Origin of the sequence: Campylobacter concisus (assembly GCF_002912425.1) — a bacterium.
Lineage (GTDB): Bacteria > Campylobacterota > Campylobacteria > Campylobacterales > Campylobacteraceae > Campylobacter_A > Campylobacter_A concisus_AH.
The window spans coordinates 1-26,964 of sequence record NZ_POYR01000180.1 but is presented as its reverse complement, the minus strand read 5'-3'; the positions used below and the strand labels follow the sequence as shown (position 1 = coordinate 26,964).

General features: G+C 39.2%; 19 protein-coding genes and 2 tRNA genes. 8 read left to right on the top strand and 13 right to left on the bottom strand.

What is annotated here, in order from left to right; translation table 11 throughout:
- Positions 1 to 14 precede the first annotated feature (14 nt).
- From CYP84_RS09750 to CYP84_RS09740, 3 genes are all read left to right on the top strand, one after another.
- Complete coding sequence (locus CYP84_RS09750) at positions 15 to 344, top strand: NirD/YgiW/YdeI family stress tolerance protein (protein WP_258033930.1); 330 nt, start codon at positions 15 to 17, stop codon at positions 342 to 344.
- 70 nt (positions 345 to 414) lie between these two features.
- Positions 415 to 933, top strand: coding sequence for an inorganic diphosphatase (gene ppa / locus CYP84_RS09745; protein WP_009294194.1), 519 nt, complete (start codon positions 415 to 417; stop codon positions 931 to 933).
- 124 nt (positions 934 to 1,057) lie between these two features.
- Positions 1,058 to 1,134: transfer RNA gene (locus tag CYP84_RS09740), tRNA-Ile, on the top strand.
- A gap of 115 nt (positions 1,135 to 1,249) precedes the next feature.
- On the opposite strand, the gene CYP84_RS09735 is transcribed toward CYP84_RS09740, so the two are convergent.
- Positions 1,250 to 4,891 (bottom strand): S6 family peptidase, encoded by a 3,642-nt coding sequence (locus CYP84_RS09735; protein WP_103637411.1) that lies wholly within the window; start codon positions 4,889 to 4,891, stop codon positions 1,250 to 1,252.
- Between the two features lie 325 nt (positions 4,892 to 5,216).
- Between CYP84_RS09735 and CYP84_RS09730 the strand changes: the two genes are divergently transcribed.
- Genes CYP84_RS09730 through nifB form a run of 3 tightly spaced genes read left to right on the top strand, consistent with a single transcriptional unit; the run spans position 5,217 to position 7,709 of the window.
- On the top strand, positions 5,217 to 6,077 hold the full coding sequence (locus tag CYP84_RS09730) for a substrate-binding domain-containing protein (protein WP_103637410.1): 861 nt from the start codon (positions 5,217 to 5,219) through the stop codon (positions 6,075 to 6,077).
- Positions 6,070 to 6,882, top strand: coding sequence for a 4Fe-4S binding protein (locus CYP84_RS09725; RefSeq protein ID WP_103637409.1), 813 nt, complete (start codon positions 6,070 to 6,072; stop codon positions 6,880 to 6,882). Before CYP84_RS09730 ends, CYP84_RS09725 begins: the two co-directional genes overlap by 8 nt.
- Positions 6,882 to 7,709 carry a nitrogenase cofactor biosynthesis protein NifB gene (nifB, locus tag CYP84_RS09720; protein WP_103637408.1) on the top strand — a complete coding sequence of 276 codons (828 nt, stop codon included), beginning with the start codon at positions 6,882 to 6,884 and terminating at the stop codon, positions 7,707 to 7,709. The genes CYP84_RS09725 and nifB overlap by 1 nt, the downstream gene beginning before the upstream one ends.
- Before the next feature lie 413 nt (positions 7,710 to 8,122).
- Here nifB and CYP84_RS09715 read toward each other — a convergent pair whose 3' ends face one another.
- The 12 genes from CYP84_RS09715 to fliW form a co-directional block, all read right to left on the bottom strand.
- Entirely contained in the window at positions 8,123 to 9,472 is a 1,350-nt protein-coding gene (locus CYP84_RS09715; protein ID WP_103637407.1) for a sensor histidine kinase, read from the bottom strand.
- Positions 9,456 to 10,115: a response regulator transcription factor gene (locus CYP84_RS09710; RefSeq protein ID WP_103616343.1), complete on the bottom strand. Its 660-nt coding sequence runs from the start codon at positions 10,113 to 10,115 to the stop codon at positions 9,456 to 9,458. Before CYP84_RS09710 ends, CYP84_RS09715 begins: the two co-directional genes overlap by 17 nt.
- Before the next feature lie 32 nt (positions 10,116 to 10,147).
- Positions 10,148 to 10,801 carry a hypothetical protein gene (locus CYP84_RS09705; protein ID WP_103599473.1) on the bottom strand — a complete coding sequence of 218 codons (654 nt, stop codon included), beginning with the start codon at positions 10,799 to 10,801 and terminating at the stop codon, positions 10,148 to 10,150.
- Positions 10,802 to 10,846: 45 nt separating this feature from the next.
- The gene (locus CYP84_RS09700; RefSeq protein WP_103599474.1) at positions 10,847 to 11,332 is read right to left on the bottom strand and encodes a PepSY domain-containing protein; all 486 of its coding nucleotides are present in this window, start codon (positions 11,330 to 11,332) and stop codon (positions 10,847 to 10,849) included.
- Positions 11,333 to 11,603: 271 nt separating this feature from the next.
- Positions 11,604 to 11,678: transfer RNA gene (locus tag CYP84_RS09695), tRNA-Asn, on the bottom strand.
- Positions 11,679 to 11,788: 110 nt separating this feature from the next.
- Positions 11,789 to 12,316, bottom strand: a complete 528-nt coding sequence (gene hpf / locus CYP84_RS09690; protein ID WP_004317788.1) for a ribosome hibernation-promoting factor, HPF/YfiA family — start codon at positions 12,314 to 12,316, stop codon at positions 11,789 to 11,791.
- 80 nt (positions 12,317 to 12,396) lie between these two features.
- Positions 12,397 to 12,837, bottom strand: coding sequence for a type II secretion system protein (locus tag CYP84_RS09685; protein WP_103596995.1), 441 nt, complete (start codon positions 12,835 to 12,837; stop codon positions 12,397 to 12,399).
- The gene (locus tag CYP84_RS09680; RefSeq protein WP_103637406.1) at positions 12,837 to 13,763 is read right to left on the bottom strand and encodes a prepilin-type N-terminal cleavage/methylation domain-containing protein; all 927 of its coding nucleotides are present in this window, start codon (positions 13,761 to 13,763) and stop codon (positions 12,837 to 12,839) included. Before CYP84_RS09680 ends, CYP84_RS09685 begins: the two co-directional genes overlap by 1 nt.
- The gene (locus CYP84_RS09675) at positions 13,760 to 14,401 is read right to left on the bottom strand and encodes a type II secretion system protein (protein WP_103637405.1); all 642 of its coding nucleotides are present in this window, start codon (positions 14,399 to 14,401) and stop codon (positions 13,760 to 13,762) included. The genes CYP84_RS09680 and CYP84_RS09675 overlap by 4 nt, the downstream gene beginning before the upstream one ends.
- A complete protein-coding gene (locus CYP84_RS09670) occupies positions 14,395 to 18,732 on the bottom strand; it encodes a hypothetical protein (RefSeq protein WP_103637404.1) in 4,338 nt (1,445 codons plus the stop codon). The genes CYP84_RS09675 and CYP84_RS09670 overlap by 7 nt, the downstream gene beginning before the upstream one ends.
- Before the next feature lie 123 nt (positions 18,733 to 18,855).
- Entirely contained in the window at positions 18,856 to 23,232 is a 4,377-nt protein-coding gene (locus CYP84_RS09665; RefSeq protein ID WP_103637403.1) for a hypothetical protein, read from the bottom strand.
- A gap of 59 nt (positions 23,233 to 23,291) precedes the next feature.
- Entirely contained in the window at positions 23,292 to 23,675 is a 384-nt protein-coding gene (gene fliW, locus CYP84_RS09660) for a flagellar assembly protein FliW (RefSeq protein ID WP_012140104.1), read from the bottom strand.
- 112 nt (positions 23,676 to 23,787) lie between these two features.
- Between fliW and CYP84_RS09655 the strand changes: the two genes are divergently transcribed.
- Both CYP84_RS09655 and lon read left to right on the top strand, forming a co-directional pair.
- Complete coding sequence (locus CYP84_RS09655) at positions 23,788 to 24,435, top strand: outer membrane protein assembly factor BamD (protein ID WP_103637402.1); 648 nt, start codon at positions 23,788 to 23,790, stop codon at positions 24,433 to 24,435.
- 8 nt (positions 24,436 to 24,443) lie between these two features.
- Positions 24,444 to 26,861, top strand: a complete 2,418-nt coding sequence (lon, locus tag CYP84_RS09650) for an endopeptidase La (RefSeq protein WP_103637401.1) — start codon at positions 24,444 to 24,446, stop codon at positions 26,859 to 26,861.
- Positions 26,862 to 26,964: the final 103 nt, after the last annotated feature.

The following is a 26,964-nucleotide window of genomic DNA, read 5'->3' as shown; positions in this document are numbered from 1 at the left end:
AAAGGGAGAAAAAAATCTTCATCGCTTCACTGGCTGCTAGCATCGCAATGGCTGGAGGCTTTGTCTCAAAACACTCAAGCGAGAATTCTATAAGCGTAAAAGAGGCTTTAAAACTAAATGATGACGCAAAAGTCATGCTTGAGGGCAAGATAAAGTCACACATCAAATCAGACAAATATGAATTTGCCGATAAAAATGGCGATACTATTGTTGTTGAGATTGACAATAATAAGTGGGGCAATGTAACAGCTAACGAAGACACGCTTTTAAGAATAAGAGGCGAAGTAGATAAAGAGCTTACAAAAACAAAGAACGACGTAGGTAGCGTAGAGGTTATAAAGTAGTTAAATTTTACGCGTATTTAATGCAAAAAATACTAAAATCACGAAAATTTCTAACACAAAGGACGAATATATGGACGTTTCAAAGATCAAATTTGGCTCAAACCCAGACAAAATCAATGCTGTAATCGAAATACCTTATGGCTCAAATATCAAATACGAGATCGACAAAGATAGCGGTGCAGTCGTAGTTGATCGCGTGCTTTACTCAGCGATGTTCTACCCAGCAAACTACGGCTTTGTACCAAACACACTTGCAGCTGACGGCGATCCAGCTGATATTTTGGTGCTAAACGAGTATCCACTCCAAGCTGGTAGCGTCATCCCTTGCCGTTTGATAGGCGTTTTGGTGATGGAAGATGAAGCAGGTATGGATGAGAAGCTTTTGGCTGTGCCAGTTACAAAGATCGATCCAAGATATGAGGCGATAAAAAGCTACGAAGATTTGCCAACTGCGACGCTAAATAAGATCAAAAATTTCTTTGAAACTTATAAAATTCTTGAGCCAAACAAATGGGTAAAGGTGAAAGAATTTAAAGACGCAAACGCTGCAAAAGAGATTTTAGACGCTGCGATAAAAAATTATAAATAATTTATAAGCCCTATTTTAGGGCTTTTTCTTTTTAAATTTGTTCGTTTTTATACGCCATATTAAAAAGGCTATTTTTATATTTAGATAAGCTTTTTCTTGTATAATACGATTTTCTTTCAACTGTGGGTTCATAGCTCAGTTGGTTAGAGCATCCGGCTCATAACCGGATGGTCCCAGGTTCGAGTCCTGGTGAACCCACCACCTACTTTCAAGTTTAAATTTCACTATTTTTCATTAGATTTCAAAATTACCAAATTTAAAACAATCTGCTTTTTACCAACGCCAAAGTGAAATTTAAATCCACTTTGACATAAATTTAAAATTTATACTCGATCTTCAAACCACCACTTATGCCGTAGTTTTTATCATTATCAAGCATCCCGCTTAGCTGAGAAGAGAGAACTAAATTTTCGCTAAGTTTGGTGTCTGAGTTTAAAGTAAGCTTATAGCTTAGTTTATTGTTATCAAGCTTGTAATCAACATACTCATTTGAATTATTAAGCGAAACATAAGACTTATCTTCTGAGTTATATACACTTTGTTTTACTAAAAATTGCACGCCAAATGCGTTTTTCTCGCTGTTTAAAGCGTATTCTACTCCTGCTGCTACAGCCACATTAAAGTCATTTATGCTCTTTTGGTCATATCGGTCATTTTTAAATCCATCAATGCCATTAGCGCCAAGCTCTAGTGCGAGTAGTGGTTTTATGCTTTGCTCAAACTCGCCACTTTTAGAGAGTGAAATTTTATATTTATAGTAGTTGCTCGAGAGGATGCCTCTGCCTTTTACGCTAGCTTTTTGCGCCTCATCTAGGCTACGTTTTGAGTTTATAAAGGCAAAATTTAAGTTACTTTGTATCTCGTGAGCTCCTCTTTCAAAAAGCCCATACGCACCAAAACTATAAATTTTAGCATCATCTTTTAATACATTTGAGCTAAATTTAGCCTTGCTTACTCCAGCGCTCACGCCTAAGATAAACTCGTCATAACCTCTGTCATAGCCGATATTTGTACCATAAAATTTAAGGTCGCCATCGCTTTGCCTATCCTTAAAATAAGCACCATTTACATTTGCCCAAACGTTATTTCTCTCCCTGCTAGCTTCTGCTGCTTCGTAAGCCATCTTCGCGCTTGGCATGATGTCACTTTCAAGTCCAGCTAGCTTAAACTGCGAGATATCAGCCTTTGCTCTTAGCTGCGTGACCTGAAATAACCTAGAGTTCATCAGCTCATTGCTGTTTTGCAAGGCTTTTATGCTCACTTTGAGCGCTGAAGTAGAAATTTCTTTCATCTCTTTATCTGCTTTTTGTGCTAGTTTTCTTAGTGCCTCATCGTCACCACTTGAGATTGCTTGCACAAATTCAGGCGTGCCTTTTAGCATGCTTAGGATTTTATTTTCTCTTTGGCTAAATTTAGAAGCCATCTCTTGCACTACATTAGGCGAAACGGCTGGATTTTCTCCCTTTTTATCGCTTAGCTTCATCTCGATCTTGCCACCATTTATGGCATATGTCATAAACAAATCCCCAAGTTTTTGCTCGTTGTTAAAGATAGCGCCCTCATTTATGATGCTTTGTGCGCTTACTAAAGTATATGTTTTATCAAGCGCCATACCGCCTTTAAGTGCTGCAGTAAAATCAACATCAAATTTCATCCCAGCGCCAAGGGTTAGGACCTTTTTAAAGTCAAGTACTGGCTCATTTTTACTGCCAAAGCTCTTTATCTTTAGGCTCTTTTTTACGACACTATCAGGCTCAAAGCCAAGCTTTTGCGCGCCACTAACCTCTAAATTTTCTACCTCAAATTTACCATCGCCCAAGAGCACATCTTTAGCCAAAGGCGTATCTTTGCCATTTACAACCAGCTCTTTTAGCTTAGTTGCACCTCCTCCTACTCTTAGCAGGCTATCACTATCCATGACGATTTTATTGTCAAATTTAACGTCTTTAACAAGTAAATTTTTACTCTCAATATCCTGGCGGTACTTTAAGCCGTCATCATAGGTGTTTGAGCCATCAAATTTATCTATATAGTGAGTTAGCTCGCCACTTAAATTTATGACCGAGTTTTTAGCCGTGATGTCGCCATTTAGCTTAGCATCTTTACCTATGGTAAGCTCTGATGATTTAAGCTTTATGCCATCTTTTGCACTAAATTTTCTCTCGTCCCAGTCAGGCTGAGAGAGTGTGGATGGGCGAGCTAGATCCATATAGGCTGGCTCGTTTAGACCAGCTGCGGCTATCTTGCTCTTTGCTAGGGGAGTTAAAACGCTAGCATCGCCAATGGCGTGCGTCTTTGGATGTCCTTGGAGCGTAACCTTTGCATCTTCTAGGCTCAAAGCACCATCAATGTCAAATCCTCCGTCAAAAACAAGCTCCTTGCCCTGCCCACTATGTCTTAGCTCTATATTTTTATCGATGCTTGCGTGAAATATCGTATCTTTGCCACTCTCGCCGTTTATAGCAAGCGTTGCTCTTTGTGAGTTTTCATTTGTTATCTTCGCGTCGCTTGAGTTGGCTGATATGTTGTCAAAAGTCTGATCAAAGCCATTTAGATCAAGCGCTCCACCGCCATTACCAAAGAAAATTTTATCATTTAAATTTTCATTCACACCAAGCCTTAAGAGCCCCCTGCCACTTGTTAGATAAATTTTATCAAAGGCATTTAAAGCTCTTAGCTCAACCACGCCCTCGCCTAGCCTTAGTGGCTTGTTGCCACTTGAGCTTACTATCAAGCTGCCTTTGCCTAGCTTATGCACGCTTGTGTCTGAAGTGACGTTTAAATTTAAACTTCCACCCCCAGCTATGTCAAAACCTGCAAATTTCGCTATCTTGCTACCATTTGTGCTATTTAGCGTAAGATCTCCGCTATTTACGACGATACCGCCATGTCCTAAGTCTAGATTAGAGTTTAGCGTGATGTTTGAGCCATTTGCGCTACTAAATATATTATCTTTATTTTGCACTAGCGCGCTACCTAGGACATTTACGCCACTTACTAAATTTTCATACTCTTGTTTATAGTCGTTAAAATCTCTTGCAGTGACGATAGAAGCGTAGTTTTTATTATCCTCAACTCCGGTTAAAACGCCTACTAAGACCCATTTTTGAGCTACCGTGTCATAGACAAAAAACCCAGAGCCACTATCTCCTGGTAAAAGTCTATTTCTAAAGCCTCTGTTTGAAGTCATAAATAGATAAATCCCAGGTTTGCTTACACTTGAGTAATGGCTCTTATAAACCGCAGAATACGCCACTCCTATCTCATTTACGCTTGCGCTAAGTGCGTTATTTACTATATTTTGGTTCTCAAACTCAGTAGCGCTCATCACCTCAGCAAAGCCATCTGAATCGCTTTTTGGCTTTTCAAGGGCAAGTGAGCCTGTGCCAGCCTCGTATGCAAGGATGTTCTCGCCACTAGCTCCGCCGCTATTTTTTATATCTCTAAAACGATCTTCTATCTTGTTTGCATTAGCCTCATCTTTTGCTTGATCTTGGCTAGAGATCTCCAAATTTGGCACATCCAAAGGATCGATCTGCCCTTCGACTATGTATTTTGAAGTTCGCAGATATGTTGTGTCTGCGCCATAAAGCTTTTGCGTAGAATTTGTCGCGTATTCATAAAGTGTGTTGCCAAACCAGCCTCTGTTTTCATTAAAATTTGTAGCAGCTGAGGCAAGGAGTGTGTGATTTGCCGTTACTACAAAATTTCGTCCAAGGGAGGTGAAGTTGCCTTTATTGTTTCTTGCGTTGTTGTTTGGGATCTTATTAAACGTAAATTTAGTGCCGTTTCTTTGCGTAAATTCCAGTGGAGCGTCTGTGGCTTTAAAGATGCCTTTATTTTGCGCAAGATCAAGGTAATCTCTATAAAAATTTGTCCCTATATCCATGACCTGAGCGTCTAAGCAGCTAAATAAAATGCTAGATAAAACAAGAGAAATGCTAAGATTATTTTTCAAGATAAACCTCCATTTTTAAGATAAATTCCATTTAAATCGCAAAAGGCATTATATACCTTTTTAAACCTTTTGATGATTAAAATCTTAATTATTTTTTAAACGATAAATTTACTTTAGCAAATTTACCCCTTCGTTTTTTGAATTTATCTCGATTTTTAAGCTAGCATTTGGCTATAATCACTCAAATTTAGATTGCGGTCGCAATTTACATTTGCATAAATTTACCTTCAACTACCATTTTTGCAAATTTCAAAAGTCAAATTTCACAAGTTTCGCGTGCCGAAAATATCAAATTTACATTTCTTAAATCCCAAAAGGAGATTTCGTGGAATTAAAACAAACCGGTATATCACGCCGTGGCTTTTTAAAAGGTGCTTTAGCCACAGCTGCTGCTGCCACGCCACAAACGATGCTGGCTGGCTTTACGCCATTTAAGTCTGACTCGCTTCAAGTTTGGTCGTGTGGTGGCCTATCTGAAGCTTTTAATAAGCTAAATGCCATTTACGAGTCAAGAACAGGGCACAACATCCAATACACTGGCGCTTTTGCTGGTGCTCTTGGCAAGTCGCTTTTAGCACTTCAAAGCACGACCGAGCTCTTTGGAGCAAGGGTTTTAGAGCTTTCTAAAAAACTTCGCAAAGCTGGTCTTAGCCTCCACTTTAGACCACTATGCTTTACTGACTACGTCCTAGTCGTGCCAAAAGGCAACCCTGCTGGCATTCGCGACTTAAAAGACCTTGCAGAGCCAGGAGTTAGAGTGATGCTGCCTCTTAGATCATCGCCCCCTGGCAGTGGCCCAGTCAAAGGGATCTTAAAAAACTCAAACCTAACTGATGCGGTGATGAAAAACATGGTCGCAAACGGATCATGCGTCATAAATATGATGTGCGACCTAGTTGATGGCAAGGGCGATGCCTCGATCATCGAAAAACGCCTAACAACGCACGATAAGTTTAAAGACAAGATCGAGTATATGCCCATCGATGAAAAGCTCATCCCGCCTGGACCGCTCACTTTTACGCTAAATATAATGAAATATGTAAAAGATGAAAGGCTCGCAAATGACTTTGCAGACTTTGTTTGCGGCACTGAGGGGCAAGAAATTTTTGAAAAACATGGCTTTACCTCCATTTATTCAGCGCGTGGGCTAGAGCTTATAGAAAGGTTTGGTGTAAAAGATGTGTAGTAGCTGTAATAGCGCATGCTCTAATAGCAGTGCATGCGGCAATGTAAATTTAAAAAAGAAAAGCAAAAACTCTCCCACAACAAAGATAAGACGCCTAGTGCAGCTCATCTTCATAGCAGGCATCGGACAATGGGCGTATTACGGCATTTTTAGATGCCCTTTTGTAGTGCCTTTTGTAAATTGCCAAAACTGCCCTATCATCACCTGTTGGGGGCGGATCACGTCGCTGTTTTTTGGATTTTGGTTATTTATCCCAGCGCTTGTCATCCTCTTTGGCAGGGCATTTTGCGGTTGGGCCTGTCCAGCTGGCTTTGTCAATCAAATGCTTGGTAAATTTGCCTTTTTCAAGCTAAAAATTCGCAGCAAAAAGCTGATAATCGCTCAAATAGGCATGCTAATTGCCATAGCAATCAGTCTTTGGGTCTATTTCGTCTGGGGCAATCCACGCATGATGATACCTATAAGAACGAGCGATGAGTACCTAACTGCCGTTACTTTGTCACTTCGCTTTGGCGAATGGGAGTGGGTCACTCGCACGGCAGTCATCATCTCGGTCATGCTAGCCTCGCTAATCATAGCCAACCTTTGGTGCCGCTTCGTCTGCCCATCAGGTGGCGTGCTTGAAATTTTGCGTAAATTTTCGATCTTTCGCGTCTATAAAACAAGCGCTTGTGACGACTGCGACGCATGCTTGCGCAAGTGCGAGATGGGGACAAGACCTGATGAGATAAACTGCACAAACTGCGGAGACTGCCTCAATGTCTGCCATGCAAATGCCATTAAATTTGGAAGGAAAAAGAGCTAATGATATTTCGCACTAAGGCTGATTTAGACAATCACCCATGCTTTAATAAAAAGGCCTCCACTAGCTACGGACGCGTGCATCTGCCAGTTGCCCCTCACTGCAACATCCAGTGCAACTTCTGCAACCGCATATATGACTGCGCTAATGAAAATCGCCCTGGCGTAACGGCAAAGGTGCAAACGCCAGATGAATCGGTGAAATTTTTAGAAAAGCTCTTTAAATTTAGACAAGACATCTCAGTCATCGGCATAGCTGGACCTGGCGATCCGATGTGCGATGCTGACAAGACGCTAGCGACCTTTGAAAAGTGCAAGTCCCACTTCCCAAATGCCCTGCTCTGCCTCTCGACTAATGGCTTAGCTCTGCCTGAGCACGTTGATGAGATCGTGCGTCTTGGCGTGAGCCACGTGACAGTAACTGTTAATGCCGTGACGCCAGATGTTGGCTCAAAGGTCTATTCGTGGGTGAGATATGAAGGTAAAAACTACTACGGCGAGGAGGCTGCTAGGATACTGCTAGCGCGTCAGGACGAGGGCATCCGCAAGCTAAAAGAGGCTGGCATGCTAGTAAAGATAAACACCGTAGTCATCCCTGGGGTCAATATGGATCACGTCCAAAGCATCTCGGCAAAGGCAAAGCAGTGGGTAGCTGACATAATGAACTGCATGGCGATGATACCGGTGCATGACACACCTTTTGAAAATTTAAAGTCCCCTTCAACCGAGGAGATACACTGCATACGAAGATCGATAGGCGGCGATATAGAGCAGATGACGCACTGCAGTAGGTGCCGTGCTGATGCATGCGGGAAGCTTGGCGAAAGATAACGATAAAAGACACTAATTTTAGTGTCTTTTTTTGCTTTTTAGTTTGTGGCTTGCGTGGTTCGCGGCTTACGGCATTCGTACCTTGCAGCTCTTGGCTCTTGGTTAAATTTTGTAAAGCTTGCTAGATATCAAAGTTATAAAAAAGCATATAAAAGTGCAATTAATTCGTAGTTAAAGTGTCGAAGTGGCGAAAATTTCTTTACATTACTTTGCAAAACATCTTTTTACAAACTCTTTTTAAGCTCTTTAAATGGGCTTAAATCAGATATCTTAATACTTTGCTCAATATTCATCTATCTCATAGCCTTTATAGTTTTGTGCTTGTGAATAGACGCCATTTTGTGTGAAATTTAAATTCACTCTTATATTTGTTTTACTCTTGCATAAATTTTGTCTTAGCAAACTACCTAAATTTATGCTTGCTTTAAATTTACAAGCTCAAATTCTGCCCAAAATTCGCTCCCAGCTCCTGCTTCGCTTTTTACGCCTAGCTTTGCGCCGTGAATTTTAGCTATATTTGCAGCGATGGCAAGACCAAGCCCACTGCCTCTGTTTTGGCTTTTGTTTCTTGAGCTTTCAACTTGATAAAATTTATTCCAGATTAGCTCGATATCTTTTTTAGAGATGCCTAAGCCATCGTCTTTTACAGACAAAAGTGCGTGCGTTTTTGTGAAAGTTAAATTTAGCTCGATCTTAGCTTCTGCAAATTTTAGTGCGTTGCTTAAAAAGTTATCCACTAGCCTTGAGATCATCAGCTCATTGCCTAAAATTTGGACATCTGGCGATACAACGCAGCTAAATTTTAACCCTTTTTCATTTGCTAGCTTCTCATAGTCGCTGGCTAAATTTTGCAAGATAGAACTTAAATTTATATCTTTTAGCTCCAAATTTCTGCCAGCTTCTAGCCTTGAGAGCTCCAAAATTTGATCTATCAGCGAGGTTATCTTTCTTGACTGCCTAGAGATGACCTCCAGCGACTCTTTGGCCTCGTCCAAATTTTGCGAGTAATTTTTAGCGTAGTCGCTCTCAGCCATGATGACAGATAGCGGCGTTCGCAGCTCGTGCGAGACGTCCGAGGTGAGCTGTTTCTCGCCTTGATAGACCTTTTCTAGGGAGTCAAGCATCTGGTTAAAAACGCTTGCAAGCGCATGCAGCTCGTCTTTGCCAGCAGGTAGGTCTATGCGCTTTGAAAAGTCCCGGCTGCTGCCTATCTCAAGCGCGGTTTTTGACATCGTAGCGACTGGCTTCATCGCGTTTTTTATCGTTTTATAGCCGCCGTAAAGCACAAAGAGAAACAAAACCGGCACAAAAACGCCAAGAGCCAGTAAAAACAGCCCCTCTTTTTTAAAAAATTTCTCTGCATTTATCACGCCTCTGACCCAGACATTTTTGCCTTTAGCTGCGATGTCGTAGTAGTAAAAGCGGTTTTCGCCGTTTTCAAAAAGGCGCACTGCACCGCTGTTCATTTTAAGTGAAATTTGAAAGTGTTTTGGCGCTAGACCACCGATCACATCGCCTTTTGCATTATATTTTATAAAAAATATCCCATCATCGTATGGCTCAAACTCATCCATATCATTGGCGATTTTGGTGACTGATTTGGCTAGCTTTTTTTGGCTCACGTCCTCAAAAACCTCATCCGCCACGACCGCCGAGATAGCAATGAGAGCCGCCACGATAACGATGATAAAAAACGAGTACCAAAGTGTTACGCGCGCGGTTATTGGGATGTTTGCAAGCGCTTGTTTAATCCTTAACAACATAGCCAAGCCCTCTTTTAGTCTGGATCACCTCGCACTCGCCAAGCTTTTTTCTTATGTTTTTTATAAGGACGTCGATGACGTTTGAGCCGCCTGTGTAGTCAAAGTCCCAGACGTGTTCTTTGATCTGGTCGCGAGTTAAGATTCTGCCCTTGTTTAGCATCAAAAACTCTAAAATTTCATACTCTTTGCCGGTGAGCTCGACCTGCTCGCCGTTAAATTCGACTGACTTTTTAGAAAGGTCGATCTTTAGCTCGCCTGCGCAAATTTCACTAGCCACATTGCCGCTGTTTCGGCGAATGAGCGTGCGCACCCTAGCTAGTAGCTCCTTAAAGTCAAATGGCTTGACCAAGTAGTCATCCGCGCCCGCGTCAAGCCCCTTTACAACGTCATCCACATCGTCTTTTGCCGTTAGTATCAGCACAGGGGTCGCTAGCTTTGCGGTGCGCGATCTTTGCAAAAATGTAAGTCCGTCCATCACCGGCATCATAAGATCAAGCACGATGAGATCGTAGTGCGCGACGGCGGTAAAGTCCATCGCCTCCTCGCCGTTAAACGCGCTATCGACGCTATATCCGTTTTTCTTTAGGTGCCTTGTAATGACGCTATTTAGGTCCATTTCGTCCTCGACGACTAAAATTTTCATCCCTGCCTCACTTGGTTTTGCCAGCTATTTTATCAAATTTGGCTTTTTATTTTTAGATTTAAAATTTCGCCATTTGCTGCGCCTATCTTAAAATCATACAAAAAGCCATTAAATTTAGCCCTTGCGTCATAAAAATACTCCGCCCCAAGCGTGCCAAAACTTTGTTTTTTAGCTAGATAGATCGGCTCAATTTCCACCTCGTTTGGCTCTACTTTTAGGCGCTCTGTGACGATCTCTTTGACTTTTTCTGGCAAGATGCAAGCCACTCTTTCAAATTTAGCCTGCTCTTCATTTATCTTTGATAGCTCCGCCCTTTGCGCCTCGTCTTTTAGGCAGTTTGTAACGTTTGATAGCCACACACCAGCCTTGCCAGTGTAGATAAGCGCACCAGCTACACCTTGAAGTGAAAGCTCGAGCGCATTTTTAAAGAAATTTTGAGCTTTGCATTTTGGAGCTGCTTGGCTTAAATTTTTTGCGCTACTGTTTGCCTCGCTTGAATTTTTATCTAAATTTTCAGGCATTTGCTCGCTCTTTCTTAAATTTTCGTAACTATTTTTATTAGTACCAGCCTCGGCTTTTTTACTTAAATTCTCTCTCGCGCTTTGGCTAAAATTTTCGTTCAAATTTTTCTCTAAACCCTGCTTGCTAACGTTATCGTTTAAATTTTGCTCTAAATTTTCACTCATCTTTTTCACCTTTATAAAAATTTAACGCCCAAAAAGGGCGCTAGATCACTTTGTATAGTTGCCGATTATCTCGCCAGTTTGAGCGTTTATGATCACCTTTTTCTCGCTCCTGTCGCGCTTAAGCTCTACTTTGTATATCCAAGCACCATTTTTATTATCAAGCTCTGCCTCATCAAGGCTCCAACCAGCCTCGAGCGCTTGAGCTTTAGCTACAGCATCGTCGATGCTAAGAGTAAATTTTGAAAAATCTACTGCTTCGATCGGCAAGATATGTTTTTTATTTTTATTCTCTACTTTTACGATCTGGCCGCTGTTAGCATCGATCTTGATATCTTGTTTGACGCCGTCTTTAAAAGACTCTATCTTATAAAATGTCACGCCCTTTTTGACGTTCATCTCGATATCTTTGACGCTTGAGCCTGGGAAGTTTTTCTCAGCTATGTTTAAAGCCTCTTTTGACGTGATGGCTGCTTGCAAACTTGTTGCTCCTAAAATTGCTGCTAAAACTGCTGCACCTAGTACCTTTTTCATTTTTAATCCTTTTATTTTTGATTTCCAACTTTCGTTTGGATGAGCGCATTATAAAAGCCTAAAATGAAGCTAGGATGAATGAAGGAAAATTTATTTTAACTTCGACTAAGGCCTAACATATAATCATATTTTGACAGCAAATTAGAACGATATAATTTCAAACAACAAATAAAGCCGAGGGGAAGTAAAGGAAAAAATATAAAAACCAAGAAACTTAAAGTTCTTGAAACATCGTTAAAATTGGAATTTGAAAAGAATATATAAAAAGAAATGGCTCCGGATGCTGGGTTCGAACCAGCGACCAAGTGATTAACAGTCACCTACTCTACCGCTGAGCTAATCCGGAACACTTAAAAGAAGTCGTATTATAGTTAGCAATCATTTAAAAATAGCTTAAATAACTAAAGAATAGAGAATTTATATTAAAAATCAGCTAGGGGCAAAGCGCCCCTAGTTTTAGTATAGACCGAAAGTTCCGTCTGTTCTTTTGTAGATGACGCGCATTTTGGCATCAACATCGTTAAATACATAAAATTGTTTATCGCTTGATTTTAGTTTATCAAGTGCTTCTTCTACCTCAAGAGGTTTGTAAATTTCAAGCTCCATAGGCACGATCTCTTCGACGCCTTCGATCTTTTCTTCACCTATTCTAGAGCGAAATTCTTTATCATCGGCCTTACCTTTTACTGTAAATTTCTTATCATGTTCCCTTCTTAAAACTTTTGAAGCCTTTTCGATAGCAAGATCTATCGCCGCATAGAGATCTTTATCTTTTTGGCGGACGACTATCGTGTCTTTATGTGCCATATTTAGAGAAAATTCTGCATTAAAGCCCTTTTTGCCTTGCTTTTCATCTGCTCCTACTACGCATCTTGCTGAGATGATGTCAAGGTTGTACTTGCCAAGGGTGTCAAAAGCGTCTTGGATGTAGTTTTTGATGGGTTCTGTTAGCTCAAATTGTTTTCCTACAATGCTTATGTTCATCGCAATCTCCTTTATAGAAAGTAAGATGATTATAACACGACGAAACTAAAAGCAAATTAAAGTAAAATCTTTATAAAATTTTAAAGTTTCTGAAGAGTTCGTTTGTGAAAATTTATAGGATTTGAAGCTTTTCCTGGCTTTGAGCTGACAAAGACATCGAGCATTATCGTGCCTTGATTTGCTCCTTTTACTATCACAGCATCTTTGTTTTTACAAGCATCGCCCATATCGCCAAAGTATTTTACATATACTTTAAAGGTAAAGAGGTCGCCGAATTCGCCACTTATCGGATTGTGCTCGTCGCCAAGGCAAACTGCTCCAGTTTTATAAAAGTCATTGCTTATGATAGCTAGCATGGCGTACTCAGTCGCTGCACGGGCTACTAGCTCGCTTTGCTCTCTTAGATAAATTTCACTATTTTGCTTAACTGAAGTACTAGCGATCGAAAGAGCTAGCATACAAATAGAGCTTGCGATCACCACAAAAAATATCGCTGCAATTAGCGTAAATCCTCGCCTCATCAATAAACCGCCTTTGACTTGCAGATGGTTATCTCTGAGTTTTTTGCCCTCATGCAAAGCTTTAGCACGATGACGCCATTTTTTTCAGTAAAGACAAACCTCGTAACGTTTTTAGCAAGGGTTGCCTTTTCGCCATTTGGTTTATATTTTTCTCCCATCCATGGACGATAGTCGTAGTATAAATTTAGATCAAAGACGCCGTTATTTTTGTCTGCTTGGCTCTGGCTCTGCTCTGGTACTATGGCGTTTGCAGTGTAGGCTAGATGGTACTGCTCTGAAATTTGCTTGTTAGCAAATCCTGAAATTTCTAGCGTGTCGCCGTCTATGCTTTTTACACCAACTTTTGCTATGTCTAAATTTGAAACACCTTTATACCCAAAAGAGTTTTGCACATCATAATAAACATCAGAAAATATCGCTGCAACGCCACCATCTTTATTTTTAAAATCAACACAAGTGGCATTTGTATCTTCCCTGCAAGTTAGATCTTTTATGGTCTCGACAACTCCAGTAGTAAAATTACTTCCAGGACTTATAAGACCAGTTGCTGGTGAGCTATTAGCAAGATCTGCGTAGCCACTATATCTGCCTGCTTTATTATCAGAAGGCACGTCATTAAAAATTTCATACGCATAGGGGATAAATTCTAAAATTTCATACTCGGCATTTAAATTTACCCCGCTATCATTTAGTGCCAAAAAAGCTCCATCAGTTTTTCTAGCGATCACGCTTGGCTTTATGCGGTGCTCTAGCCTCTTTGAAATTTGCTCCAGTGCGATCTCCGTTTGCGTCTCGAGCTCATTTACTGTCCTTGTTTGAAAGTAGTTTGAGTAGATGTTCATTATGGCATTAAAGCTCATCATAGCGATGATACCAAGTACGACGATGACGACTACAAGCTCAAGAAGAGTAAAGGCTCTTTTCATTTCCACGCTTTCGTATTTAGCGAGCCGCCCTCGCCTAGGTTAAAAGCGTAAGCTCTTAGCACTGATGTCGTCTCTTGTTTTGTGTCATTTTTATATGCAGTAGCAGTTACTACTATCTCTTTTACGTCGCTGTTATCTAGCCCTAAATTTGGCTTAAACCAGCCATTGCTCTCATTCACAATTACATTATAGTTTGAGCCAACTATATAGTCTCTATTTTGATTTGTTGTGTTTAAATTTTTATTTCTTTCATCGTAGTATTTTACCGACCTTATAGATGCATCAGGTGGCTCTAGCTCTGGTGAGTTTTCGTAAGCAAAAACCCTATGCCCATCGCCTGTTATTTTATTTATCTTATAAAATTCGTTTCTTTTATCGCCTGGCTTTAATATGATAGGAAAGAAGTAAGCAGTCTCAGCGCTAGCACTAACGTTTGAGATTTTTATGATCCTATTACTAAAAGGAGCTTTTAAGATAAGCCCCACATACGTCTTAGCATTCATCAAACTCTCTTGCGTAACCGCCTTTTGATTTAGCTCAGATGTGGTCTTTAGTACAAGCGGTATCGACGTGCTGATGATCGCCACAACGACTATCGAGAGGATAAGCTCTATAAGAGAAAAGCCTCTTTTTACCAAGAAATTCTCCTATTTGTCTTATCGCTTAGATCGTTAAAGTTGTTTTCGCCGCCTATGACATTTCCCACATCACCTTTGCCAGAGCCACTTTTTAGGGTCTTGCCAGCCCAGTCGCCATTTGGCACGAGAAATCTCACTGTGAAATCATTTGTCGCCGCATCTTTATCAAATTCATTATATATGAGCCAGTTATTCGTATGCATCTTGGCTATATCTGTAACTGCTCGGTTATTTTTTACATAAATGTAGCTGACGCCGTCACTAAGTGCTGTCTCTTTGGCTGTATCTCGCGTAGTGTGATTTGAAAAGCTGTAACTATCGACATTGCCATAACTAGCATCGTGCAGAGGATTTACATACCATGAGTGCGTACCTGCAAACTCCTCCCAGCGAGAGCTTGATCCTGGCTTTTGCAACATAAATTTACTCTCGTCGCAGCCATTACAATACACTCCGTAGTAAATTTTTGCTTTAAAGCCAGTGTTTGGTCCCTCATAGTAAGGTGCGTATGTCCTAGCGTAGTAAAATTTCGCCGATGTTTTCCTAGATGGTTTTAAGTATTGGCTACCTTTTGTTTTGTTTATGCTATTTTCATCTTCGGCTAATTTTGTAAAGGTAAATATATCGCTTGTCACCTCAAAAGGATTTTTGGCTACATTTTTTTCACGCTTGAAGTTAAATTTGAGATCTATTTCAGCTGTACCATCGCTTCTAAAAGCCTCTTTTTTTACCATATAACCACCATCATGAGGCGATACTTTTAGCTTTTGAACAATCGCATTTTGATCAGTAGTACCGAAAAATAGTATCTCACTATTTAGCTTTTTAACACCATCTTCATCACTACTTAATTTTGACCCATTGTTGTCTATGTAGTTAGGTATGATATCCCCTACTTTTATATTAAAGACAGCATTACTTGCATAGCAGCCACTTTTATAAAGATGTGCTGTATTGTCGCCAGAAGCTCTTGGGTTTTCATTAGACAACATTGCTTTTACTTTAAATTTTAATGTCGGAGACCACAAAGTTTCCTCATTTGAGATATACGAAAAGTCACTTGATATGATCTCAAAATCACTCACATCAAGGTATTCTGGGATAAAATTTAGTTGATTGTGTTGTTCTTCAAACACTATATTACAACCTATCCTACCCATACCGTCTGGATCGTGACTTGGATTATTTGGATCTATTGATAAATCATTGTTGTATAAATCTAGTGGATTATTTCGGTTTTTCCTAGAGTCTCTACTATACGATTTTACGCAGTCATTTCCATGATTCGTATCTTGATCTACGCTCGTATAAACTGAGTCCATAGCATAAAAATTTGTATCTCCTATGTCTGAAAAAGAAAGTCCCACTTTGTTAGTGCTAATATTTGTAATAACTCCGATAGCCTTATTTGGGTTGTTAAAGCTTATCTCAAATTTATTTTCTCTGCTATCCTTATCTGATAGATCTGCTGGTATAGTGCAGCCAGCAAATACCTTTGGTAGTAGTTGCGCTCCATCACCAGCCTTTATATCACTACTTGCTGTACTTATAAATCCTTTTGTAAGGTCCCCTTTAGCATCATAAGCACCGATTATAAAATCAGTATGGCTTTTACCGCCTATCATAGGGCCATTAGGCGAATCATAAATATCAAATTTGGCTGGTCTAACAGCAAAAGTATCAAAGTCTTCGCATTTTTCATCAGTTAAATTTGTAAGCTTATTAAGATAACTAAGCTTTACGTGCAGAGATGGATATGGTATCGGCACTGTTACGCTTTTTGTAAGGGTGTGCGTCGCGGTAGTAAAATTATAAGTTTTTTCAGGTATGACCGAATTATTTGAACTACAATCAGTCACTAGCTTTAACGTCACGTCGGTATTTGAGTCAGGTGCTTTTAAAGCCCCGTTAGTCTTATCATAGTTTGATATCGTGATATCAAAAGGCTTGTTTGCTATCTTTGTAAAAAGTCTATTTTTAAAATTTGGACCTGCGTCATCTGCTTTACTTCGCGGATAGAAGTTATTTTCCCCTTCATTAGTTACCGTTAAATTATAGTTTTTGGGCACACATTCATTTATCTTGCCTTTATATTTTATGGTCTTGCCAGCAATCGTACTTTCATATTCAGCTTCATAGTCTATCTTACGATATTCAGAATTTGCACTTACAGTCCCTACAAATCTAATATCTGTTGGATATCGATATGATCTTTCTATTGTACCACCTTGAGAACTACTAGCACCTTGACCGACGTAATACCTTAGATTATAATCACTTAATTTCTTAAAATAATGCGCTCCATTATCGTCCATAGGGCATGCTACGGTTGATCCACCAGGTTTAAAAATTTCCGTACAACCAGATTTATCCACATAGCTCATAAATTTAGGATCTAGTTTAACTTTTACACGAACCTTGTTTGCATCTTCATTGCCTCTATTTTTTATAGTAGTTAAAACTTTTATCAAGGTTCCAGGTTTTACCGAAGTAGTACCCTCCCCTCCCTTTTTTACTTCTATATCATCAGTATATATAGTTCTGCCTTCTGCATTTATACTTTGTTTAGTAGTAGAGATTGTTTCTTCATAACAAACTTCAGGGTCATAAAGTATCGTTGAAAAACCAGCCATTCCAAGATTTATCCTATCGCCTTGGATATTGTCACCTATCTTTTCAGCCTTTACGTTAAACTTAATATCAACCTCACTTTGCCTATGTGACATGAAATTTGATATATCAAATATATCTAGATCCATCATTGCATTATATTTTTTATTTACATTGGCAAGTTTGCCAAATCTCGTTATAGATGAGTCAAACTGATTGTGTTGTAAATTTAATCCTGACGGAGATGCGGCAGTAAAAAGACTCTCGAATGAACCATCTTTCTTTTTTATCATTATATCTTCGCCTGTGATCTCTTTGCGTCCACCAAAACCCATAAATGCCAAACTAGAATCTATAGTTCCAGCAGATGGAGTAAAAAAGTCTTCAAATTTTAAATTTATCTCTGTTTTTTGTGCACTTTGCAATACTTTGTTTCTTTCGACATTAGGCGAGATATTTGCCATACCACTATAGATATTAACATCCCTTGGTTTTATGTGTTTGTCCTCTCCAACCTTCTCACCAAAGTCATAGACTATGACTAAGCTCCAACCACCAAACTGAGATGGCACATAGCTATATATCCAGCCTCCATCACCATATAAAACTGAACCATAAGATAATGTTAAAGTCCTTGTCTCATTACTTATCGTTACATTATAGTTGTAGTTCCTAGATAATTTAAAGATGGTTGATGCGATGTTGCCAACAGCAAATGTCCTGCCAGCCTCAGTTGTGCCAAGGCTATCTTGTACTAGTTTAGTTACATCAGCACTTGCTTGATAGACAAAGTACGATGCGCCACTTCTTGCGCCTAAATTTGATCTTTGGGCTGTTTTGTTTGGGTCAGCTGTATTATAGTGAACTGCATCTTTGTAATTGCCACTTGGATCACCGCACCAATTTGCATAGGTAGTATCATTTGGGTGATTTTTGTGATAGCAGTATGGATAGTAAGTATCTCTTGGCACTGAGTTTTTATTATAAGAAGTAAATGAACTCTCCCACTTGATATCATCATAATCAGCTTTTACAGTATATATTCCTTTTGGTGTTTTAAATTTAACGCTAGAGTAGCCAAAAATATCTTCAAACAAATTCTTTAGCAGCTGGTATTCTGCGGTTCGTTCACCATATATAGCACCGCCCCAGTAGAGCCTTGCATATTTTATCTTTTTACCATCTATATTATTTCGTTCAAATTCACTTTTATTTTCAAATTTAAAAGTCGCGCGAGATGAGTTTTTAAATCTCCTACCAGCAAGACTTGGCTCTTCATTGACATATGTCTTTTCTACAATCTGAGAGGTTTCAACCAAAGGATCACCTCCAGCAGCACTTGACTTTGGATCAAAGTTATAGCCAAGCACTCTTGGCATGATGACACTAGCTCCGATAACGTCCATATCGCCAAATATTCTTGTAAATTTATCTTGCTTACTAAGTGTATTGTCTGGATTGTTATTATCAAGATATCCGTCTAGTGTTACTGAACTACTATTATTAGAAGTTGGATCTGATGGATATACCACCCATGTATCTTGAGCAGGCGTAACGCAGTGCTTCATGCCATCAAAGTCGATCTTACAAACTTTTCCGTTACAGCTTGCAGCTTGCTCTGCAGAGCACTCACCGACATTAGCTGGCAATACAAGAGCATCAGGATCAGCATCGCCAAAAACATAGATAAAAGATAAAAGAATAAAAAAAAGAATTTTCAATCTACAATCTCCGTAATGCAACTAACATAGTGGCTTCTTGCCATAGTGGGCAAGTATATCTTCTTGGTTCTAAATGTATGCTTATTTTTTGAAATTTAAAATCTACAAAAAAATGGCTAGGATCTACCAAGAAATTCTCCTATTTGTCTTCTTGCTTAGGTCTTTGAAATTTCCCTCTGCACCCACTACATTTCCTACATCGCCCTTTTCTGAACCTTCTTTTAGTGTCTTACCAGCCCAGTTACCATCTGGCACTAGAAATTTTAATGTAAAATCATTTGTTGTAGCATCTTTATTAAATTCATTATATATTAGCCACATATTAGCATGCATCTTTGCTATGTCTTTAACTGGCTTTTGGTTACTTACAAAAATGAGTTGCTCGCCATTATTTACAGCACTTACATTATTTCCCAAAACCGTATTATTAGAAAAGCTAAAATCATCAAATTTAAGCACCCCTGCCTTATGTGAAGGATTTACATACCATGAAGTAGCCGCTGGAAAAGCTTGCCATGTGCCAGTACCGCTTGTTAAGTATGTAGCTTTGTCGCAATCATCACAATATATACCATAATAAATTTTGGCAAAAAATCCATCTGCTGGACCTTCGTAATAAGGCGCATAGACCCTGCCATAGTAGAAATTTGCCGATGTTTTTTTGGCTGGAGATTCATATTTATAAGACTTAGAATTTATGATCGTATCTAAGTTATCAAGACTAAAATCATCGCTAAATACCGTAAAAGGATTTTTAGCGTGATTTACTTTTCTAGCGAAGTTAAAATAGACTTCTGCACTGGCCTTACCTTCTTCAAATGCACTTTTTTTAATATAAAACATACCTTTTTTAGCGTTAGAACCAGTTAATTTTTTAGTATTTGATCCAAGAACTTCAAAAAATAAAATTTCTTCATTTGCCTTTTCAAGCGTGCCAACATTGCCGTTGTTGTCTGTAAAATTTAAAGGGACTCTATGCAGTTTTAGCTCAAAATTAGCCTCATTTGCATAGCAAGCATCGACATAAAACTTTGCAGGTAGATATTTTTCATCTGAGTATCTATAGTCGCCATAAAGCTCTGGATGCAGATTTTTTAATGTATCAGATAGTTTTGCAGTCACATCAAAACAAAGTTTTACTTTTTGCATACCGTCATTGTCAAGATAAGTCACGTCGTCGTCTTTTATGATTTTTAAATTGCTTATTTGCATATCTTCTGGGATAAACTGAAATGTGACATTGCCTTCTTTTTTGAGCTCGATATCACAGCTAACCCTGCCGATACCATCTGGATCATCTGCTGGGTTGTTTGGATCAAACACTGGTTTTCTATATTTTTTCACACAGTCATCGCCTCTTGGAGAAATGTGCTGATCTACTGAAGTATAACTGCTATCTACTACATAAAAAGTTGTATCACCTATATCTGAGTATGAAAAGCCATCATTGCTATTTGCACTACGTGTGATCTTGCCAAGTCCTCCACTTGCCTCTGTAAATTTTACATTTAGCCTGTTTTTGCTATCTAAAATGGCATTACAGACGTTACCATTTTTAGCTACAAGGCTTGCAAGTAGGCTATTTGCATAGCCTCTTGCTAGATCACTATCGTTTGGCCTCATAGCAGCAAGCGAAATGGCGTCATTATATGTCTCGCCGCCAGTAAAAGACTTTGTTGAAGTACTCATAATAGTACCTGCCTCGTTGTCCCAGAGTCTAAAGTGGCTTGGTCTAACAGCAAAGTCATCTAAATTTTCACATGCTGTGATTTTATCTGGTGCTGTAGGATCTGTTTTTTTCTTAGGGTTAGGATGAGAAATTCTAAATTTAAGACTACTATAAGCCCTATCTACTTTGATATCTTTTAATAAAATCTCACTTATTTTATTTGTAATCATATCCTGATTAAAATTTATATCTTTTTCATACAAATTTGATGTGGCGTCACATGATGTGACCAACTCCACCTTTACATCTACTGGAGAGTGTGGCGCTCTTTTTTTACCGTCCTCTCCGTAGTTTGTGATATAAATATCAAATGGCTTTGAGACTATCTGAGTTAGAAGTCTGTTTTTAAAAGCTCCTGTGCCATCATCTGGCTTGCTACTTGGCACGAAATCATTTGGCTCATCTTCTCCTTCTAGTGTTATATTAAAATCATAAGGTTGGCATTTTTTAATATATGTATCATAAGGATCTAAATTTATAGCAGGATTTGTGCTTGTAATAGTTGTTTTGTAGCTATTTTCTTTAAAATTATTTTCGAGTTTGGTTTTATATATAACGTAGGCATAATTACCTTCATTTTTCTTGATCGTGCCACCTCTATTTGACATAGCACCTTGTCCCAAAAAGAAAGTCAGACTATTGCCACTAAGTCGTTGTAAGCCAACATTATCCGCATCATGCTTTTGTCCAGGCATACCATCAGAATAATTAGACGCTGTCGTTGTCTGGACTATTGTTGTTGAGTTTGGTTCATATTTTTGGCTCGGATTTATAATGGTTTTTAGCACAAAATTTTCAGCATCTTCATTTGTTGATTTATTCATTATTTTTACAATAAATTTTAATATAGTCTCTTTTTTTATGCCTTTTGCTTCTATTATCTCTTTTTTTAATACTCCTTTGTCCATTATCTTAATTTTATCTGCTTTTACGAACCCGCTTTTACCAGGCTCTTTATAATACAAATCCTCTACATAGCAAACTTCTGGTCTATACATACGACTAGAAAAACCAACTAATGCTAAATTTGGACGATCAGCATTTACTATTTTAATTCCGCCCTTGTTTAACAAGGTCGATGCAACTGTAAAACGCATCTGGACTGCTGGATCTTTATTTTCTATAAAACTTGAGATATCAAATATATCTAGGTCAATTTGATTAGTAAAATTCTTGTCAGGATTTATAAGCTTTCCAAATTTTGTCATAGTTGAGTTAAACTGATTGCCTTTTTCATTGTATTTGCTAATTACACTCTTAAAAATACCTTTATGTTTTATCTCTATATCATCACCTACAACCTCCCTTTTAGCGCCAAAAGAAAGCATCGTAAGTGTTGCGTTTATATCCCCATGTTTTGGATTATTAAGATTGTTAAATTTAATTTCTACAATAGATGTTTTTGGTTTAGAAGCCCCATGCTCAAGTTCATAATTTGTAAGCCACTCTGGTGCAAGCTTTTCAAGACCGTCAAATATACTAACCATCTTTGGCTCTATATTATTTTCTCTGGCAGTTTCATCGTCAAAATTATAGATGATAACCAAGCTCCAACCAGCATATTGTGCTGGATTTGTCTGCATCCAATATCCACCATATTTATGTCCATTAACTGGCGAAAATAATAATGAACCCCATACACCTCCTAAATCAACTTGTTCACCATTGCTTCTTTGAAAATACCTATCACTATCTTCCAGCAAATCGTATTTAATAGGAGTGGTCGTAGCTCTGATGTTTCCAGCATAAAAAGTTCTCTCCTCTTTTGTTGTTCCAAGACTATCTTGAACGATCTTTGTTACATCAGCACTTGCAACATATACGTAGTTTATGCCAGCTTTTACGGCCGTTTTGTGGTGCTCATTTGGCTTTCCATCGTATGCTTCTAAGGTCATTGACTTTGGTCGATACTCGCTGAACGAACCTGTCCAAAAGATATCCTCTGGTTTGGCGTCTATCGTTATGGCTTGTTTTTTGCCAGGGACTTTAAAGTCTATCCTGCTATATCCTTTTATAAAGTTCAGCGCATTTAATATAAAATCTGCCGCTACTTCATTTTTAAATTTCCAGTTTTGATAGATAGAACCACCCCAGTAAAGCCTGGCGTAGACCACGTTTTTCCCAGTTAGATATTTTTGTACATGATCGTTTTTTTCACTAAAGTCGAATGTAGATGATGCTGAGTTTTGGCAATAACTAAGTTTATTTAGATTATAAACAAAATCACTTCGACACTGCGTAAAGTTACTAGCGCTAAAGCCACCATCATTTTTAAAAATCTTTTCAGAATAAACCGATGATTTATTATTAGTTGGGCTAGGATCAAAGTTATATTCGCCATCTCTCTGGATCATAACAGTAGCACCTATGGTGACCATATCGCCATTTACTCTTATGTTTGACTTGCCATTTATAACTCTTTGTTTTAGCCCTACTGAAGAATGATCATCAACAGCAGTTTTTAATGACTTAAATCCGTTTGAAATATAACCATGAAAGTGATCTTGCGCTAGCGAAGAAAAAAGAGGGAAAGGTTTTGTATCTACTGTCCAAGTTCTAGGATAGGTCGTTATGCAGTGAGGGATATTTTTAGAAGAACCATCAACATACTCTTCGGCATCTACAAAGCATAAATACTGCACCTTGGTGCTATTTTCATTATAAGGTTTAGTGACTTTACAGCCGATAGACTTTGCTTCGTCTGATGTGCATTCACTAGGTGCACACCAGCTAAATGTAATAATAAAGAGAAGAAGACATATAGTTTTCATTGTAATCTCCTTGATACGAAAGAAAACCAAGGATTGTTTTTAAAAAGCTTCCCTGCGACTTACTTTTGTATGAAATTTTCTATCATTTCAGCTTGTCCGTATTGTGGATACTTTGTAACGTCAAGCACTACTTGAGATAAAGTCATATTGTCCATATTGCAAACGATAGGAGCTACGAAATTCACGGTTGATTTCTCAAGAGGGAGGGCAACTACGATGATGTTATAAATTCTAAGTTGTGAGCTCTCTTTAATATCCATAAGCTCTTCATAGTAGCTTGGGATGTCAAATTCATAACTTCTTAACGCGAAAGGATTTATCATGGTAAAAGATGTTTCGTCATCTTTGCTAGCTAGCTTAACAAAAAATTTATCGAGCTCAATAAGTTCCATCGTCTTGATATGCTCGAAGCCTAAAATAGGGCTTTTAACACTAAAAATCATACTAACTCCTGTTTTGTAAAATTACCTTATTTTAGCATAGTTTTAAAAAATTTATACAAAAATAATGCCAAAAAATGTAAAATAAGCGAATTTAAAATTTTTAAGGAAAAGCATGAAAAAATTTTCTAAATTTATAGCAGTTGTGGCTCTTTTAGGGCTTTTTAGCGGTTGTGCTGAAAAATACACCGAACTTTACAATCTAACTCCAGACGAGTGGTACGCTCAGGTCATCGCTGACATAAAAGATGGCGATCTGGAGTCAGCTGATAAACACTATGTTTCAATGGCTAGTGAGCACGTTGCAAGCCCACTTTTGGAGCAAATTTTACTCATCCTTGCCCAAGCTCACGCAAATGACGAAGAGTATCTAATGGCAAATCACTATCTTGACGAGTACATCAAAAGATACGGCGATAACGGCCCAAAAACAGAATTTGCTCAATATCTAAAGATAAAAGCAAATTTTGACTCATTTACCCAGCCAAACCGCAACCAAAAGCTAATGGAGGATAGCGTAACCGAGATCGAGAAATTTCTTTATATGTATCCAAATACCGAGTATAAGCCGCTTATCGAGACCATGCTTATCAAATTTAAGCTCGCTCTTTACTTCTTAGATATGCAAATAGCAGATCTTTACAAGAGAACTGGCCGTGACGTTTCGGCTAAAATTTACGAGCAAAAGCTAGAAGAGTCGCCGTTTAAAAACTCAGACCTTATCAAACCTGACGTGGCATGGTATAGAAAACTGTTTGAATAGGAGAAATTTTGCAAATAAACGAAAACAAAGGCTTCCCAACTGAGATCCCTATCATAGTTGAGGATGAGCTATTTTTATATCCATTTATGATAACGCCACTTTTTTTAAGCGACGAAGAAAATTTAAAAGCGCTTGAGCTTGCCATACAAGGAGAGACGCCGATCCTTGTCGTGCCTACAAAGCCACAGCAAGACGGCGCTAGAGACTTTGACGGCATATATGACGCAGGCGTTATCGGCACGATAATGCGCCGTGTGCCACTACCTGACGGACGCGTAAAAGTGCTATTTCAGGGCATAGACAAAGGTAAAATTTTAAAACAATCAGGTATAAATCCACTCCGCGGCATCGTCGATATGCTCCACGTAAAGCGCCCATCGCAGGTCAAAACTGACGCTCTCATCGTAGTTTTAAGAGAAAAAGTAAGAGAGCTTTCGCAGTTTAGCCACTTTTTCCCACCTGATCTTTTAAAAACGATCGAAGAGAGCGCTGAGGCGATCAGAGTTTGCGACCTAGTTTCAAGCGCGCTTCGTCTAAAAAAACAGATCGCTTATAGCTTTTTTGTCGAAGAAAATTTAGAGCAGCGCCTACTAAAACTCATCGACTACGTCATCGAAGAGATCGAGGCAAACAAGCTTCAAAAAGAGATCAAAAACAAGGTTCACTCAAAGATCGACAAGACAAACAAAGAGTACTTTTTAAAAGAGCAGCTAAAGCAAATTCAAGCTGAGCTTGGAGCGGATACGAGCCGTGAAGAGGAGCTTGAGGAGTACCGCAAAAAGCTTGATACGAAGAAGAAATTTATGGCTGAGGATGCCTATAAAGAGATCAAAAAACAAATAGACAAACTCTCTCGCATGCATCCAGACTCAGCAGACGCGAACACCTTGCAAAGCTACCTTGACTGGGTACTTGAAATTCCATTTGAAAACATAGCTAAGAAAAAGTCATCTATCGCTGAAGTGAGCAAGCACCTAAATGCCGACCACTACAGCTTAGAAAAGCCAAAAGAGCGCATAGAGGAGTATTTTGCTTTGCGTGAGCTTTTGGAGCTTAGAGGCGTTGGCGAAAAGGTAAATAACGGTGCCATTTTATGCTTTGCAGGACCTCCAGGCGTGGGTAAAACCAGTCTTGCAAACTCGATCGCAAAGGCGTTAAAGCGTGAGCTAGTCAGGATCGCACTTGGCGGACTTGAGGACGTAAACGAGCTAAGAGGCCACCGCCGCACCTATATAGGCGCTATGCCAGGCCGCATCGTGCAAGGGCTCATAGAAGCCAAGCAGATGAACCCAGTGGTTGTTTTAGACGAGATCGACAAGGTTGGCAGAAGCTACAGAGGCGATCCGACCGCTGTTTTACTTGAGATTTTAGACCCAGAGCAAAATAACAAATTTAGAGACTACTACCTAAATTTCAACATCGATCTTAGCAAGATCATCTTCATCGCCACAGCAAATGACGTGAGCATGATACCAGCTGCACTTCGCGACAGGATGGAGTTTATCGAGCTTAGTTCATACACCCCACAAGAGAAATTTGAGATAGCTAAAAAATATCTCTTGCCTCAAGAGCTTAAAAAGCACGGCCTAAAACCAAGCGATGTGAGCATAAGCAAAGAGGCGCTTGAGCTAATAATTAGCGACTACACAAGAGAGAGTGGTGTACGAAATTTACGCCGCAGGATCGCTGACATACTAAGAAAAGTCGCCAAAAATATCCTCACCAAAAAGAATGAAGGCAAGATCAGCGTCACGGCTAAAAATTTAAAAGAGTTTTTAGAGAAAAAGGTCTATGAGATCGAGCCAGCGGATAAAAAAGACCAGATCGGCTTGGTAAATGGCCTCGCGTGGACGAGTGTTGGTGGTGACGTGCTAAGGATCGAGGCTATCAGGATCCAAGGTAAAGGCAATATGCAAATCACTGGCCAGCTAGGCGACGTGATGAAAGAGAGTGCTCAGATCGCATTTAGCGTGGTAAAAGTGCTGATAGATAACAAAAAGCTAAAAGTGCCAATGGCTATCGTGCCAAAATTTGACGACGACAAGCACAAGCTAGAAGCCAGCGACGTTTATAGACGCTATGATCTTCACTTGCACGTGCCAGAAGGTGCAGTGCCAAAAGATGGTCCAAGCGCTGGTATCACGATGGCGACAGCGATCGCATCGATACTTGCTGATACAAAAGTAAGACACGATGTGGCGATGACTGGTGAGATCACGCTAACGGGTAGAGTGCTACCGATCGGTGGGCTAAAAGAGAAGCTCATCGCCGCTCACAAAGCTGGCATCAAAACAGCTCTGATACCTCGTAAAAACTATGACCGCGACCTTGTCGATATCCCAGCTGAAGTAAAAGGCGACATGAAGATCATCGCCGTAGATACGATCGATGATGTGCTAAAAAACGCTCTTGTAGCTAAAAAATAATCCCTACTCTAGCCCCATTTGTTTCACTTGGGGCTAGAAAAATTTATAAATTTTGACGATCCTAAAATCTAAACAAAAAGCCATATAGTGCATAGAAGTAATT